Source organism: Streptomyces sp. V4I2, assembly GCF_030817655.1.
GTDB classification, from domain to species: Bacteria; Actinomycetota; Actinomycetes; order Streptomycetales; family Streptomycetaceae; genus Streptomyces; species Streptomyces plumbiresistens.
The window spans coordinates 2,241,124-2,255,526 of record NZ_JAUSZM010000003.1 but is presented as its reverse complement, the minus strand read 5'-3'; the positions used below and the strand labels follow the sequence as shown (position 1 = coordinate 2,255,526).

Annotated in this window: 12 protein-coding genes; 8 read left to right on the top strand and 4 right to left on the bottom strand. The window is 69.9% G+C overall.

Features of this window, described 5'->3' with window-relative positions; translation table 11 throughout:
* The first annotated feature begins 95 nt into the window (after positions 1 to 95).
* The 6 genes from QFZ76_RS11300 to QFZ76_RS11275 all read left to right on the top strand — a co-directional run bounded on the left by QFZ76_RS11300 (position 96) and on the right by QFZ76_RS11275 (position 5,683).
* Positions 96 to 731, top strand: a complete 636-nt coding sequence (locus QFZ76_RS11300) for a TetR/AcrR family transcriptional regulator (protein ID WP_307673592.1) — start codon at positions 96 to 98, stop codon at positions 729 to 731.
* A gap of 321 nt (positions 732 to 1,052) precedes the next feature.
* Entirely contained in the window at positions 1,053 to 2,663 is a 1,611-nt protein-coding gene (locus tag QFZ76_RS11295; protein WP_307673591.1) for a sensor histidine kinase KdpD, read from the top strand.
* Positions 2,660 to 3,067 carry a roadblock/LC7 domain-containing protein gene (locus QFZ76_RS11290; protein WP_266442631.1) on the top strand — a complete coding sequence of 136 codons (408 nt, stop codon included), beginning with the start codon at positions 2,660 to 2,662 and terminating at the stop codon, positions 3,065 to 3,067. The genes QFZ76_RS11295 and QFZ76_RS11290 overlap by 4 nt, the downstream gene beginning before the upstream one ends.
* Positions 3,064 to 3,483 (top strand): DUF742 domain-containing protein, encoded by a 420-nt coding sequence (locus QFZ76_RS11285; RefSeq protein ID WP_266442634.1) that lies wholly within the window; start codon positions 3,064 to 3,066, stop codon positions 3,481 to 3,483. Before QFZ76_RS11290 ends, QFZ76_RS11285 begins: the two co-directional genes overlap by 4 nt.
* Positions 3,464 to 4,087 carry an ATP/GTP-binding protein gene (locus tag QFZ76_RS11280; protein ID WP_307673590.1) on the top strand — a complete coding sequence of 208 codons (624 nt, stop codon included), beginning with the start codon at positions 3,464 to 3,466 and terminating at the stop codon, positions 4,085 to 4,087. Before QFZ76_RS11285 ends, QFZ76_RS11280 begins: the two co-directional genes overlap by 20 nt.
* A gap of 105 nt (positions 4,088 to 4,192) precedes the next feature.
* Positions 4,193 to 5,683 (top strand): cytochrome P450, encoded by a 1,491-nt coding sequence (locus tag QFZ76_RS11275; RefSeq protein WP_307673589.1) that lies wholly within the window; start codon positions 4,193 to 4,195, stop codon positions 5,681 to 5,683.
* Here the strand turns inward: QFZ76_RS11275 and QFZ76_RS11270 are convergent.
* The 4 genes from QFZ76_RS11270 to QFZ76_RS11255 all read right to left on the bottom strand — a co-directional run bounded on the left by QFZ76_RS11270 (position 5,677) and on the right by QFZ76_RS11255 (position 10,339).
* Entirely contained in the window at positions 5,677 to 6,627 is a 951-nt protein-coding gene (locus tag QFZ76_RS11270) for an RluA family pseudouridine synthase (RefSeq protein WP_307673588.1), read from the bottom strand. The two genes, QFZ76_RS11275 and QFZ76_RS11270, sit on opposite strands and share 7 nt — an antisense overlap.
* 39 nt (positions 6,628 to 6,666) lie before the next feature.
* Positions 6,667 to 8,211 (bottom strand): amino acid permease, encoded by a 1,545-nt coding sequence (locus QFZ76_RS11265; RefSeq protein ID WP_307673587.1) that lies wholly within the window; start codon positions 8,209 to 8,211, stop codon positions 6,667 to 6,669.
* Between the two features lie 223 nt (positions 8,212 to 8,434).
* A complete protein-coding gene (locus tag QFZ76_RS11260; RefSeq protein WP_307673586.1) occupies positions 8,435 to 9,280 on the bottom strand; it encodes a siderophore-interacting protein in 846 nt (281 codons plus the stop codon).
* Between the two features lie 129 nt (positions 9,281 to 9,409).
* On the bottom strand, positions 9,410 to 10,339 hold the full coding sequence (locus tag QFZ76_RS11255; RefSeq protein WP_307679985.1) for a 5'-3' exonuclease: 930 nt from the start codon (positions 10,337 to 10,339) through the stop codon (positions 9,410 to 9,412).
* Positions 10,340 to 10,533: 194 nt separating this feature from the next.
* On the opposite strand from QFZ76_RS11255, the gene QFZ76_RS11250 reads away from it, so the two are divergent.
* Positions 10,534 to 11,622, top strand: a complete 1,089-nt coding sequence (locus QFZ76_RS11250) for a glycine betaine/L-proline ABC transporter ATP-binding protein (protein ID WP_307673585.1) — start codon at positions 10,534 to 10,536, stop codon at positions 11,620 to 11,622.
* Positions 11,615 to 14,230, top strand: coding sequence for an ABC transporter permease/substrate binding protein (locus tag QFZ76_RS11245; RefSeq protein ID WP_307673584.1), 2,616 nt, complete (start codon positions 11,615 to 11,617; stop codon positions 14,228 to 14,230). Before QFZ76_RS11250 ends, QFZ76_RS11245 begins: the two co-directional genes overlap by 8 nt.
* The last annotated feature ends 173 nt before the right edge of the window (positions 14,231 to 14,403 follow it).

Genomic DNA, 14,403 nt, shown 5'->3' with positions numbered 1-14,403 from the left:
GCGGGCCGGGTCACGGGCATTGCCGCACTGTTGCCGCTCGGTTACCGGGCCCTCACGAAGATCGTCACGGGCGGGCGTGTGCGAGGATCGAACGCATGGGGACAGCAGGCGGAGACCGGAGCCGACGGGTCGGCAGGCCGCGGGCCGCGCAGCGGCCGGACAGCGGACTCGAACCGCGCGAGGAACTCCTCTTGGCCGCCGCGGAGTTGTTCACCACACTCGGCTACGCGGCCACCTCCACCCGGGTCGTCGCCGAGCGGGCCGGGATGCGGCAGGCGTCCATGTATCACTACGTCTCCGGCAAGGAGGAGCTGCTCGCCGAGCTCCTGGAGTCCACGGTCACGCCCTCGCTGGCGTACGCCCGGGAACTCCTCGCCGACGACGCCACCCCGGCCGAGGACCGGCTGTGGGAGCTGTGCCGCGCCGACGTGGAGGTGCTGTGCGGCGGACCGCACAACCTCGGCGTCCTCTATCTGCTACCCGAGGTGCGCGCCGAGCGGTTCGCCGGCTTCCATGCCGTGCGCGCCGAACTCAAGGACGCCTACCGGCAGTTGCTCGCCGCCACCGAGGCGGGCGGCGCGCTCGCCAAGAGTGAGCTCGACCTGCGCACGGACCTCGTCTTCGGGCTGATCGAGGGTGTCATCCTCGTGCACCGCTCCGATCCCGAGCGGCCCGTGTCGGCGTTCGCGGAGGCCACGGCCGACGCCGCGCTGCGCATCGCGGGGGTCTGAAGCTCCTCGCGCCGCTCCTTCAGGGGCACTTCACCCGTCACGGTGAGTGTTTTCGCATGCCTGTGCGCCGTGACGCACCGTGTGCGAACGGAATCACAGCGTGTAAATGGAGCCGAGAGTACTCCCCTCTGCGGGCCCATTTCAGGTGCTTGCTGAATATGACACGGCGATGATCCGGTCGGACTAAGCTCGCCCGCAGCACACCGAGTTGAGATGTATTCGTGCGTTTGTTCCCAAAAATACCGAAGATCCCAACAGGTCCATGACGTACCCCCCTGCAAGCTCCCCCGACCCCCAGCCGATTTTTTTCAGAGGGCCCACATGGTGAGTGTTCAATCTCCTCCCAGTCGCCGTGAACTTCCGTACGCGCGCGTGCTGTTGCTGCCCGCCATACTGATGGCCGCGGCGACCGGGGCCGCCGTCGCCGTGGTGACGGAACCGGCCCGGGTGGCCGTCGGCTCGTGCGGAGCCGTCGCCACGCTGCTGGTGATCGCGATGGCGGCCGAAGCGATGCGGCGCCGCCGCGAACTACGAGACATGCGCGCGGAGCACACCCGTCACACCGCGTATCTGGAACGGCGGATCGCCGCCCACGACGAGGAGATGACCCGCCTCGCCAAGGAGATCGCACCGGCCGCGCTGGACCGGCTGCGCCGTGGAAGTACCCCCGGAGAGGTGATTCGTCACCTCGGCGACATGGACCCCGCCTGGCGCGATCTCCCCGAGGCGCAGGTGTCCTTGATCAAGACGGTGCTCAAGATCGTCGACCAGGAAGAAGTCCTGCGCGACTCCACCCAGCGCTCCTTCGTCAACATCGCCCGCCGCGTCCAGGCGATCGTCCACCAGCAGGCCAGTGAACTCCGCGAGATGGAGGAGGACCACGGCCGCAACCCCGAGGTCTTCGACGACCTGCTGCGCATCGACCACGGCACCGCGCTGATCGGGCGGCTCGCCGACTCCATCTCCGTCCTCGGCGGCGGCCGGCCCGGCCGTCAGTGGCCCGAGCCCGTCGCGCTGTACAGCGTGCTGCGCGGCGCCATGTCCCGGATCCTGGAGTACGGGCGCATCGACCTCTCCTCGATCGCCAAGGTCAACGTCAAGGGCACCGCCGTCGAGCCCGTCATCCACGCCGCGGCCGAACTCCTCGACAACGCCACCCGCTACTCCCCGCCGCAGACCAAGGTGCACGTCACCGCCACCGAGGTGCAGACCGGCGTCGCCATCGAGATCGAGGACGCCGGCGTCAGCCTCAGCGAGGAGAGCCGCGCCAAGGCCGAGGGCATGCTGGAGCGCGCCAAGGCGGGCGTCGACTTCCAGGACCTCGGCGAGTCACCGCGCCTCGGCCTCGCCGTCGTCGGCCGGCTCTGCAAGACCTACGACATGCAGGTGTCGCTGCGCGCCTCCGCGTACGGCGGGGTCCGCGCGATCCTCGTCGTGCCCAGCGACATGCTCACCTCCGAGCCCGGCGTCGGACTCGCCCACGGCATCGGCGCCACCGCCGTCCCCCAGGTCGACCTCGGCGCCCTCCCCGGTCCCAAGCGCACGATCAAGAAGCGCCGCCCCACCAGCCCCAAGATCACGGCCGCGCTCGCCCTGGAGGACGACGTCCCCGAGGTCACCGAGTGGACCGCGAACGGACTGCCGCAGCGCCGCAGCCGCGTCAAGACCTCGCTCACCCAGCGGTACGCCGAACAGGCCGCCATCGAACAGGCGGAACGGGAGGGCCGGCCCACCATCTGGTCGACCGCCAAGCGGGACCCCGAGCCCGAACCCGAGCCCGAGCCCGAGCCCGAGAAGGCGCCCGAACCCCCACCGGGCCAGTGGGTGCAGGCGTTCTTCGACGGGCTCAAGCGCCCCGGCTCCACCGCAGTCACCCAGCCGACCAATGAACCGGCCCACGTCGAGGCCGACGACGAGGGGAACCTCAAGTGATCCAGCAGCGAGGCAACTTCGACTGGATGCTCACGGACCTCGCCAAAGGCGTACCGGGCATCCAGATGATCGTGGTGCTCTCCGCCGACGGCCTGCGCATCGCCCGCCACGGCGGCGACCCGGACACCGCCGACCGCGTCGCCGCGGCCTGCGCCGGCCTGCAGAGCCTGGCGACCGCCGTCGCCCAGGAGATCCCGGGCAGCGACGGCGAGATGAAGATGGTCCTCATCGAGATCAACGGCGGCTACTTCTACCTGATGGCCGCCGGCGCCAACGCCTACCTCGCGGTGCTCTCCGACGTGCGTGCCGAGCCCGGCTTCATGAGCGCCCGCATGAGCGACCTGGTCGTCCGGATCGGCGCGCACCTCACCAGCCCGCCCAGGCGCAACGGCCAGACCGTATGACTCCTCCGCAACGCCAGCGGCGATTCCCCAAGCCAGAACCCGTTCCGCAACCACCCCCGCGGGAGGAACAGGAACCGCCCGAGGGGCAGAAGAAGAACCCCGAGCGGCTGTACGTGATCACGGGACCGGACGGCGTCGAGCGCGTCGAGCTCGACCTGGTCACGTTAATCGTGGCGCGCGCCGACCCACCGCCCTCCGCCACGCCCGAGCAGGCGGCGCTGCTCCGGCTGTGCACGGCTCCCCTGTCCGTGGCCGAACTGTCGGCCTACCTCAGTCTGCCGTTCAGCGTGGTGACCGTCCTGCTCACCGAGCTGGTGACGGCCGAACTGGTGACGGTCCGCGCCCCGATCATCCGTCAGGCGCTGGCCGACCGTTCCCTCCTCGAAGCGGTGATGCATGGACTTCAAAAGCTCTGACACCATCACGGGTCCACGAACAGAGGACCACCTCCCACAGACCGCCCAGGCCGCGGTGAAGATCGTCATCGTCGGCGGCTTCGGGGTCGGCAAGACGACCATGGTCGGCTCGGTCAGCGAGATCAAACCGCTGACCACCGAGGAGACCATGACGCAGGCCGGTGTCGGGGTCGACGACAACTACGGCTCCGACACCAAGACGGCCACCACCGTGGCGATGGACTTCGGCCGCATCAGCATCACCGACCAGCTGGTGCTGTACCTCTTCGGCACCCCCGGCCAGGAACGCTTCTGGTTCCTGTGGAACGGCCTGTTCGAGGGCGCGCTCGGCGCGGTCGTGCTGATCGACACCCGCCGCCTCGAGGTCAGCTTCGACGTCATGGGACGCCTGGAGGAGCGCGGGGTGCCGTTCGTGGTCGCCGTCAACTCCTTCCCGGACGCGCCTCGTTACCCCGTCGAGGACCTGCGTACGGCGCTCGACCTGAGCGAGGACATCCCCATCATCGAGTGCGACGCGCGCCGACGTGCCTCCAGCCGGGACACGCTGATGACCCTCATGCGCTTCCTGCACTCCCTCGCGATGACGGGCGCGCTACGCCGATGACCGCGCACCCGCCGCGACGCGCCGGCCCCGGCCGGACACGGCTCCCCAGCCCAAGACAGCCCCGCAGACAGACACGGCAACCGGATCCACTTCGGAGCGACCACTGTGACGCCTGAATCCCACTCCCTGACCGGTACGGACCCCTCCCTCGCCCCGCCGCCCGGCTGCCCAGCCCACGGCCGCGGACCCGGCGGACTGCACCGGCTCTACGGACCCGAGGCGGAGGACCTCGGCTCCCTGTACGAGCAACTCCGGGACGAGCACGGCCCGGTGGCGCCCGTGCTGCTGCACGACGACGTACCGATGTGGGTGGTGCTCGGGCACACCGAGAACCTGCACATGCTGCGCACGCCCTCGCAGTTCTGCCGGGACAGCCGCATCTGGACCCCGCTCCAGGAGGGCATGGTCAAGCCCGACCACCCCCTCATGCCGCACATCGCCTGGCAGCCCATCGCCTCGCACGCCGAGGGCGACGAGCACCTCAGGCTGCGCGGCGCGGTCACCGGCGCCATGTCGACCATCGACCACCGCGGTATCCGCCGCCACATCAACCGGCACACCCAGCGGCTCGTCAACCGCTTCTGCGAGGAGGGCACGGCCGACCTCGTCAGCGAGTTCGCCGAGCACCTGCCGATGGCCGTGATGTGCGAGATCCTCGGCATGCCCGACGAGTACAGCGACCGGCTGGTGCAGGCGGCCCGCGACGCGCTCAAGGGCACCGAGACCGCGATCGCCAGCCATGGCTACGTCATGGACGCGCTGAGCCGGCTCACCGCCCGCCGCCGCGCACAGCCCGAGGAGGACTTCACCAGCCACCTCATCACCCACCCGGCGCGGCTGACCGACGACGAGGTCAGGGAGCACCTGCGCCTCGTGCTCTTCGCCGCCTACGAGTCCACGGTGAACCTCATCGGCAACGTGCTGCGCGTGGTGCTCACCGACCCGCGCTTCCGCGCCCAGCTCAGCGGCGGGCAGATGACGGTGCCGGAGGCGGTCGAGCAGTCCCTGTGGGACGAGCCGCCGATCAGCTCGGTCTTCGCCTACTTCGCCAAGCAGGACACGGAGTTGGGCGGCCAGCGCATCGGCAAGGGCGACGGACTGCTCCTCGGCATCGCGCCGGGCAACATCGATCCACGAGTGCGCCCGGACCTGTCCGCCAACATGATGGGCAACCGCTCCCACCTCGCCTTCGGCGGCGGGCCGCACGAGTGCCCCGGCCAGGACATCGGCCGTGCCATCGCCGACACCGGTGTCGACGCGCTGCTGATGCGGCTGCCGGACGTCGAACTCGACTGTGACGAGGAAGAGCTGGGCTGGGCCGAGTCGATCGCCTCGCGCCACCTGGTGGAACTGCCGGTCCGGTTCGACCCCAAGCCGCAGCAGGACGTGATGGAGAAGCCCGGCCACGCCGCGGTCCCCTCGCAGCGATCCACCTGGCAGGTCGGCACCCACCCGCCGCAGCCGGCTCCCGCGGCCGTGGCGCAGCCCCAGCCGGCCGCGGTCCCGCCGCAGCCCGCCGCCCCCGCGCCGACGCCCGAACCGGTCCGGCCGATGGGCGCCTGGCGGCGCTTCCTGCGCTGGTGGCGCGGTTACTGACCGGCCCACTCGTCGTAGGAGGACCACGCCTCGAGAGTCCTCGGACTCCGGAACCGGTGCGTCACCCCCGTGACCGGATCGGTGAACTCCAGGCTCCGCGCCAGCAGTTGGAGCGGACGCCGGAAGTCACCGGCCGGCACGGGGCCGGTCACCACCGGGTAGAGCGGGTCGCCGAGGATGGGTACGCCGAGGCGGTTCATATGGACCCGCAGCTGATGGGTCTGCCCGGTCGCGGGAGTGAGCCGGTAGCGGCCGAGGCCGGGCCGGTCGTGCTCGGCCAGTTCGACATGACTGACGGCGTTCGGCTCGCCCTCGACCTCGTACGCGGCCAGCACCCCGCGTTCCTTCACGATCCGGCTGCGCACGGTCCGGGGCAGGGCGAGCGCGGGATCGTACGGTGCCACCGCCTCGTACTCCTTGCGCACCAGCCGGTCCCGGAACAGCGACTGGTACGCGCCGCGTTCCCCGGGCCGTACGGTGAACAGCACCAGCCCGGCGGTGAGCCGGTCGAGCCGGTGTGCGGCGCCGAGTGTGGGGATGTCCAGTTCCCGGCGCAGCCGGGCCAGCGCGGTCTCGGTGACATGGCTGCCGCGCGGGGTGGTGGCCAGGAAGTGCGGTTTGTCGGCGACGACGATGTGCTCGTCGCGGTGCAGGACCTCGATCGGGAACGGCACGGGCACCTCGGCCGGCAGGTCCCGGTGGAACCACACGAACATCCCCGGCACATACGCCGCGTCGGCCGCCACCGCCCGCCCGTCCGCCCCGACGACCCGTCCCGCGTCGAACATCCCGTCGACCACACCGGCGCCCGCTCCGGAGAGCCGTTCCGCCAGGTGATCGCGCACGGTGACCCACGGGCCCTCGACGGGCAGCCGCACCCGCACCGGATCCACCCCCTCGCGCTGCGGCAGGGGAGAGGGCGGGATCCGGTGGTTGCGTGTCATCACGGGCAAGCGTAAGCGGGTACGCCGTGGCCCCGGTCTTCAGGCCGCGACCGCCTCGGGTGCCTCCGCGACCGGCGTACGGGCCCGGTACGCCCGGAAGGCCACGCCGATCGCCACGGTCACGGTGAGGAACAGCACGGTGAACCACTGGAAGTACCAGTGCCCGCCCGCCGGGTCGTACACCGCTGCCCGTGGCCAGGCGAGGTTGACCGTCATGAACAGGCCGTACAGGAGGGCGAGGGCGTTGACGGGGACGCCCCAGCGGCCGAGGGAGAAGAGGCGGGCGCCCGTCTCGTCGGTGCCTTCGACGGTGAACTCGCCGCGCAGGCGGCGCACCAGGAGCGGGCCGGTGACCATCGCGTAGGCCAGGTACAGCATCACGATGCAGGTGGTGCCGATGGCCAGGAACGCCTCCGGGGAGGCGAAGTTGAGCAGCAGCACGGCCGCCGCCAGGACGCCGACCACCAGGGCCGGGGCGCTCGGCATGCCGGTGCGCGGGTTGACCTTGGCGAGGCGGCGGGAGAAGGGGAGCTGGCCGTCGCGGGCCATGGAGAACAGCATCCGGCAGGCGGCCGTCTGGATCGCCAGGGTCGCCACGGCGATCGCCACCACCACGTCGGCCAGCAGCACGCGGCCGACGCCGTCGCCCAGGCTGCTGGTGAGGACGTAGCTCAGGCCCTCGACGGCCAGGCGGCCGTCGGTGAGGCTGGGGGCGGCGAGCAGGCCGCCGAGGACGATCAGGGTGGCGAGCAGACCGGCCGCGCCGAGCGCGACCAGGATCGTGCGGGGCGCGGTGCGGCGGGGGCCGCGGGTCTCCTCGCTCATCTCGCCCGCGCTGTCGAAGCCGATCATCACGTACGCCGCCGCGAAGGAGCCCACCAGCAGGGCTCCGAGCAGGCCGGACTGGGCGGCGCCCTCGGTGTGGAAGGTGATGCCGGGGGTGCGCTCGGAGTGGGTGAGCAGCAGGACGATGATCAGGACCGCGCCGATGATCTCGGCGGTGACGCCGACGCGGTTGATCACGGACATCACGCGGTTGTCGAGGACGTTCACCAGCGTGGTCAGGGCCAGCAGGATCACGCCGAGGACGGCCGCGTTGGCCGCGCCGTCCGCCGAGGTGGGCGCCGGGTCGGTGCCGATCAGCTGGAAGCCGGACCAGATCGCGGGCAGCACGATCTGCAGGGCCAGCGCGGCCGCCGCGACGACCACGATCTGACCGATCACCATGATCCAGCCGGCGAACCAGCCGAAGGTGAGGTTGGAAAGCCGGGACGACCACTGGTAGATGGCGCCGGAGATCGGGTAGCGGGCGGCCAGTTCGGCGAAGCAGGCGGCCACCAGGAGCTGCCCGATCAGTACCGCCGGCCAGGTCCAGAAGAAGACGGGGCCGCCGAACGCGTACCCGAAGGCGAAGAACTGGAAGACGGTCGTCAGAACGGAGATGAAGGAGAACCCGGCTGCGAAGGACGCGTACCGGCCCAGGCTGCGGTGCAGTTCCTGGGGGTAGCCGAACTCGGTGAGGGAACGGTCGTCGGGGGAGTGCGGTGGATCGGGGCGTACGTCGGACGGAGTGGTTGTCGTCACGGCGGCACCTGCCTTCGCGCTGAATTCCTGTCGAGCGACAGAAATTAGGCAGACGCTGTTTCGGTGGCGTCACGTCGCCGTGTCCGGTGCGGGCCCAAGTGCTCACGCTCGCGCGACACGCGGTAAGTCGCGATATGTCGCGCCTGTTTTCCGTGGCCGAGACCGTGAAGCGGCGGCACCTCGTAGGTGCCGCCGCTTCAGTGGTTCCTGGGTGACCGGCCGGCTACGCGACGGGCGTCGCCCCCTCCTGCTCCGCCTCGATCACTGCGTTCCACTCCCGCTTGGAGGCCTGCCAGCCGTCCTCGTTGTGGCCGAGCCGCCAGTAGCCGGAGATCGACAGGTCCTCGCGGGCGACGCCGCGCTCGACCCGCAGGAGATGGCGCAGCTGCTTCACGAAGTGCGCCTCGCCGTGTACGAACGCGTGCACGCGGCCCTCGGGGAACTCCAGCGCCCGTACGGCCTCGGTCAGCGCGTCGCCGATGCGGCCCTCGCCGCGGTGCAGCCAGACGACCTCCACGTCGGAGTCGATCTTCTGCTCCTCCTCCGGCCCGGCGACCTCGATGAAGGCGTGGGCACGGGCGCCGTCGGGCAGTGCCTCCAGGGAACGGGCGATCGCGGGCAGCGCGCTCTCGTCACCCACGAGCAGGTGCCAGTCGGCGGTCGGGTCGGGGGTGTAGGCGCCGCCCGGGCCCATGAACCAGACGTTCTCACCCGGTTGGGTGCGCAGCGCCCACGGTCCGGCGAGGCCCTCGTCGCCGTGGATCACGAAGTCCAGCGTCAGTTCGCGGTGTTGCGGGTCCCAGTGGCGGACCGTGTACGTCCGGGTCACGGGCCACTGCTCGCGCGGGAACTCCTCGCGGATCCGCTGCATGTCGAAGGGCTCGGGGTAGGTCACGCCCTCGGCCGGGAACAGGATCTTCACGTAGTGGTCCGTGCAGGTGTCCGCCGAGAAGTCGGCCAGACCCTCACCGCCGAGCACCACGCGCTGCATGTGCGGGGTCAGCCGCTCGGTGCGGAGGACCTGCGCGAAGTGGGGCCTGCGCGGCTGTCGTCCCGGTCGTTCTGCCATGGCGGCCTCCCAGTTCCCTTTGCTTAGGCTTACCTAAGTTAACACCTTCCCCCAGTGAATACCCCCCACATGAGAGGTCCATGAACCTCTCTGTAGGGACTTTTAACCCCAGCGCGGCGCCTGCGCCGCCTATGCGACGAGCGTCGCGAGCAGCCGCTGCAATGATCCACCCAATCCCCAGTGGGCGGCCAACCCGTTCAGCGCCACGGCATCGCGCGGCACCCGCGGCAGCGCCGTGTCGACATCCGGCAGCGGGACGTCGTCCGCGACCTTGACGACCTTGGGCGCCACCGCCAGATACGGCCGCGACTCGTCCAGTCGCCTGCGCTGTGCCGGGGTGAGCTTCGCCTTCGGGTCGTCGACCGCGGCAAGGATGCCGGCCAGGTCGCCGAACTCGGCGAGCAGCTTCGCCGCCGTCTTCTCACCGACGCCGGGCACCCCCGGCAGGCCGTCGCTCGGGTCGCCGCGCAGCAGCGCGAGGTCCGCGTACCCCTTGCCGTCGACCCCATACTTCTCGCGCAGCCAGGCCTCGTCGGTCAGCTGCAGCGAGCCGACGCCCTTGAGCGGGTACAGCACCCGCACCTCGCGCTCGTCGTCCACCAGCTGGTACAGGTCCCGGTCGCCGGTGACGATGTCGACCGGGCCCTTGGCCCGCGCGGTGAACGTGCCGATCACGTCGTCCGCCTCGTACTCCGCGACGCCCACGCGCGCGATGCCGAGCGCGTCGAGGACGGCCTCGATGATCGGCACCTGCGGGGAGAGCGTGTCGGGCACTTCCTCCTCGTCGGGCCCGGCCTCGCGCTCCGCCGCGACGCGGTGTGCCTTGTAGGAGGGGATCAGCTCGACCCGCCACCGGGGGCGCCAGTCGGCGTCCATGCAGGCCACCAGGTGGTCGGGGCGGTGGTCCTTGACCAGGCGGTCGATGAATTCCAGGAGCCCGCGCACGGCGTTCACCGGTGTGCCGTCCGGGGCCTTCACGGACTCCGGCATGCCGAAGTAGGCGCGGAAGTAGAGCGAGGCGGTGTCGAGGAGCATCAGTCGTCCGGTCACGCCACGCATCATGCCGTACGGCACTGACAGAGACCCTTCGGTGACGCAGAGCTTCTCGCGCGTGAACGTCCTGTGAACTGCACCACCTGGGCGTTTGGCCGGAATGGGCCAGGGCAGGTGCGGCTCCGGAGCGATGCCGGTTGCAGTTTCAACTTTGGCGGCCCCTTCGCCTCCGTCCCTGGCCGCCGAGACAAGAGGTACGTGTGTCATCCAGACTTGAGGCCGAAGCGCTGTACAAAGTGTTCGGCAGACGACCGAACGAGGCAGTCGAACGGCTCCGACAGGGTGCCGACCGGGAGGAGCTGCGTGCCGACGGCACCACCGCGGCGGTGATCGACGCCTCCTTCACCGTGGAACCGGGGCAGATCTTCGTGGTGATGGGCCTGTCCGGTTCCGGCAAGTCCACGCTGCTGCGCATGCTCAACGGCCTCCTGGAGCCGACCGCGGGCAGCGTCCGCTTCGACGACGATGATCTGACCTCGCTCTCCGACCGCGAACTGCGCAAGGTCCGCGCGAAGAAGATCAGCATGGTCTTCCAGCACTTCGCGCTCTTCCCGCACCGCAGCGTCCTGGAGAACGCCGCCTACGGCCTGGCCGTCCAGGGCGTGCCCCGCCGCGAGCGCGAGGCGCGTGCCGCCGAGGCACTCGCCCTGTGCGGCCTGGCCGGCTGGGAGAAGTCCTGGCCCGACGAGCTGTCCGGCGGCATGCAGCAGCGCGTGGGCCTGGCCCGCGCCCTCGCCACCGACGCCGACCTGCTGCTCATGGACGAGTCCTTCAGCGCGCTGGACCCGCTGATCCGCCGCGACATGCAGGACCAGCTCCTGCAGCTCCAGGACTCCCTGAAGAAGACGATCGTCTTCATCACCCACGACCTCAACGAGGCCATGCGCCTGGGCGACCGCATCGCCGTCATGCGCGACGGCCGCATCGTCCAGATCGGCACGGCCGAGGACATCCTCATCCGGCCCGCCGACGACTACGTCGCCTCCTTCACCAAGGACGTCGACCGCTCCCGCGTGCTGACCGCCTCGTCCGTCATGGACACGGACGTCGTCGGCGACGAGGTCAGCTGCGGCTGCGAGACCGCGACGCCGGACACCCCGTTCGCCGAACTCTGCGCGATCAGCGCCCGTCTGACGCATCCCGTGGCCGTCCTCGACGCGGAACGCAAACTCGTCGGTCGCGTACCCAGGCAACGCCTCGTCGCCTTCATGGGCGACGAGCAGGGTGACCCCGAAGCCTGCGACTCCCCGCGGGACAAGGGCGGGGACAAGGTGATGTCCCGTGCCTAGGATTCCGCTCGGCGACTGGGTCAACGACGCCGTCGACTGGCTGCTCAGCCACATGGCCTGGCTCTTCGACTTCCTCAAGTCCGTCTTCACCGGCACCTACGACGCCATCGACGCCGTCCTCCAGGCGCCCGAACCCCTGATCCTCGCGGGCATCTTCGCGGTGCTCGCCTTCTGGCTGCGCGGCACGCTCGCCGGTGTCCTCACCTTCGCGGGATTCGCCTTCATCGACTCCCTCGAACTGTGGGAGGACGCGATGGTGACCCTGTCGCTGGTCCTCGTCGCCACGATCATCGCCCTCGTCATATCGGTGCCCGTGGGCATCTGGGCGGCGCGCTCCAACCGGGTCAGCGGCCTGGTCCGGCCGGTGCTGGACTTCATGCAGACGCTGCCCGCGATGATCTACCTCATCCCGGCGATCCTGTTCTTCGGCACCGGCGCCTCCGCGGGCATCGTCGCCACCCTGATCTTCGCGCTCGCCCCCGGCGTGCGCATGACGGAGCTGGGCATCCGGCAGGTCGACAAGGAACTGGTCGAGGCAGCCGAGGCGTTCGGCACCACCCCGCGCGACACACTGCTGCGCGTCCAGTTGCCGCTCGCGCTGCCCACCGTCATGGCCGGCGTGAACCAGGTCATCATGCTCGGCCTGTCCATGGCGGCCATCGCCGGCATGGTCGGCACCGGCGGTCTCGGCGGCGACGTCAACGAGGCCATCGGCCAGCTCAACGTCGGCCTCGGCTCCGAGGCCGGTGTCGCCATCGTGATCCTCGCGATCTACCTCGACCGCATGACCAGCGCCCTGGGCGTCCACGTCTCCCCGCTGGGCCGCCGCGCCGCCGCAAAGGCACGCGCCGCGCAGGGCCTGAAGGTCTGGTCGTACCGGCCGCGCCCGCAGATCGCCGTGGTCGGTGTCGTCGTCCTCGCCCTGGTGGCGGGCGGCATGGGCATCTTCGGCGGCAACGGCGGCTCCACCACCGTGGCCGACTCCAAGGACGTCGGCCAGGGCAAGAAGATCAGCATCGGCTACATCCCCTGGGACGAGGGCGTCGCCTCGACCTTCCTGTGGAAGGAGATCCTGGAGGAGCGCGGCTACCAGGTGGACACCAAGCAGTTCGACGCCGGCCCGCTCTACACCTCCCTCGCGCAGGGCACCGTCGACTTCCAGACCGACGCCTGGCTGCCGACCACTCACGAGCAGTACTGGAAGAAGTACGGCAGTCAGCTCGAAGACCTCGGCGCCTGGTACGGCCAGACCTCCCTGGAGCTGAGCGTGCCCTCCTACATGAAGGGCATCGACTCCCTGGCGGACCTCAAGGGCAAGGCCGCCACCTTCGGCGGGAAGATCACCGGCATCGAGTCCAGCGCCGGCATGGTTAGCCTGCTCAAGACGAAGGTCCTCAAGGCGTACGGCCTCGACAAGGAGTACAAGGTCGTCGACAGCTCCACGCCGGCGATGCTGGCCGAGCTCAAGCGGGCCTACAGCAAGAAGGAACCGATCGTCGTCACGCTCTGGTCCCCGCACTGGGCCTACAGCGACTACGACCTGAAGAAGCTCAAGGACCCCAAGGGCGCCTGGGGCAAGGGCGACGGCGTCCACACCACCGCCCGCAAGGGCTTCACGGCCGACAACCCGGTCGTCGGTGAGTGGCTGAAGAACTTCACAATGGACGAGAAGCAGCTCACCGGCCTGGAAGCCGAGATCAACAAGGCGGGCCAGGGCAAGCAGCAGGACGCGGTGCGCGCCTGGCTGAAGAAGAACCCCGGCGTCGTCGACAAGCTGGCCCCGGTGGCGGGCGGCTCCGGCTCGGCCCCCGCCGAGGCCAAGCGGCCCATCGACGTGGCGTGGTTCCCCTGGGACGAGGACATCGCCGTCACCTACCTGTGGAAGAACGTCCTGGAGCGGCGCGGCTACAAGCTGAACCTCAAGCAGATGGACGTCGGCCCGGTCTACACCGGCCTCGCCTCCGGGGACCTCGACCTCAACTTCGACGCCTGGCTGCCCTACGCGCAGAAGAACTACTGGGACAAGAGCAAGGACAAACTCGCGGACCTGGGCACCTGGTACGAACCGACCTCGCTGGAGGTCGCGGTGCCCTCGTACGTCAAGGACGTCAAGTCCTACGAGGACCTCAAGGGCAAGGCCGACCTCTTCGACGGGAAGATCATCGGCATCGAGCCGGGCACCGGTGAGATGAACCTGCTCAAGACGAAGGTCCTGCCCGGCTACGGCCTGGACAAGGAGTACGACGTCGTCGACGGCTCGACGCCGGCGATGCTGGCCGAGCTCAAGCGCGCCTACGCCAAGAAGGAGCCCGTCGCGGTCGTCCTGTGGTCGCCGCACTGGGCGTACAGCCAGTACGACCTGACCAAGCTGAAGGACGACAAGAAGCTCTTCGGCGAGGGCAACACGATCCGCACCATCTCCAACAAGGAGTTCCCCGGGCAGTATCCGCAGCTCACGAAGTGGATCAAGAACTTCAAGATGAGCGAGGAAGAACTCGGCACGCTGGAGGCCGAGATCAACAAGGGCGGCCAGGGCCACGAGGAGGAATCGGTCGCCACGTGGCTGAAGGAGCACCCGGACATGGTCGGCCGGATGACCCCGCAGTAGCCGCCGTACCGAAGCCGCCCGAGGGGTGGGCCTCCCCACGCGTCCTGACAGCGTGTGGCGAGGCCCGCCCCTCGGGTCGTGTCCGGGGGCCCCGTCCAGGGGTACTCGTGGGGTACTCGCCGAGGTACTCCTCCAGTTACTCTCCAGGTACTTCTCCACGAGAAGGATCCGGC